The 996-nt window shown below is 43.2% G+C and carries 1 protein-coding gene; it reads left to right on the top strand.

What is annotated here, in order from left to right; all coding sequences use genetic code 11:
* A partial coding sequence (locus STRDD11_RS04850; RefSeq protein WP_128836312.1) for a peptidoglycan bridge formation glycyltransferase FemA/FemB family protein occupies positions 1 to 734 on the top strand: 734 nt, incomplete at its 5' end.
* Positions 735 to 996: the final 262 nt, after the last annotated feature.

The following is a 996-nucleotide window of genomic DNA, read 5'->3' as shown; positions in this document are numbered from 1 at the left end:
AATCCTTCAGTAAAAACGGCAGGGCTACAGTCAAAAAAGCCAATACTTTCGGCATCAAACTGAGAAAACTAAAACGGGAGGAGCTGAACCTCTTTAAAGACATAACCGCTGCTACCTCTGACCGCCGCGAATACGATGACAAACCGCTGGACTACTATGAAGATTTCTATGATGCTTTTGGCAATCAGGCTGATTTTATGATAGCCAGCCTGAATTTTCAGGATTACCTCAGCCATCTGGAAAACGACCAACAAAAACTGGGGCAAAGAATCCAAAAACTGGAAGCAGACTTGGAAAAAAATCCCCAGTCCGAGAAAAAGAAAAACCAGCTGCGGGAGATTTCCAGTCAGTTTGCCACTTTTGAAACCCGCAAGACTGAAGCACAGGATTTGATTGCCAAGTACGGCAATCAAGACCAGATTTTGGCTGCCAGCCTCTTTATCTATAGCCCTCAGGAAGCTACCTATCTTTTCAGCGGCTCCTATCCGGAGTTCAACAAGTTCTACGCTCCGGCCCTGCTGCAGGAATATGTCATGACCGAAAGCATCAAAAAAGGCATTCCCTTCTATAATTTTCTGGGAATCATGGGAATCTTTGACGGCTCAGATGGGGTGCTGCGCTTCAAACAAAACTTCAACGGTTACATTGTCCGCAAAATGGGCACCTTCCGCTACTACCCAAACCCTCTGAAATTTAAAGTGCTCAGCCTGCTGAAAAAGCTCTTAGGGCGTTAACACTACCGCTCGAAGCACTGCTCTGAGCTTTCGCAACATAAAAAAGACTGTAAAGAAAACAACCAAGCAAACACTTGGTTGTTCAGAACGTAGACAAATTCCATTTTCTTTGTAAAAATTTTCTTAATTCTTACAAAGAATTAAGAAAAAGCTCATTGCTATAATTAAAACAAAGATCAACCAAGTCTTTCCGCTGTGAGAAAAGCGCCTGAAACTCTTTAGTTTCAGGCGCTCGGAAGATTTGAGACTTTAGGCTCAAATC

It is taken from the genome of Streptococcus sp. DD11 (assembly GCF_001578865.1).
Lineage (GTDB): Bacteria > Bacillota > Bacilli > Lactobacillales > Streptococcaceae > Streptococcus > Streptococcus panodentis.
This window is presented reverse-complemented; position numbering and strand designations above follow the sequence as displayed.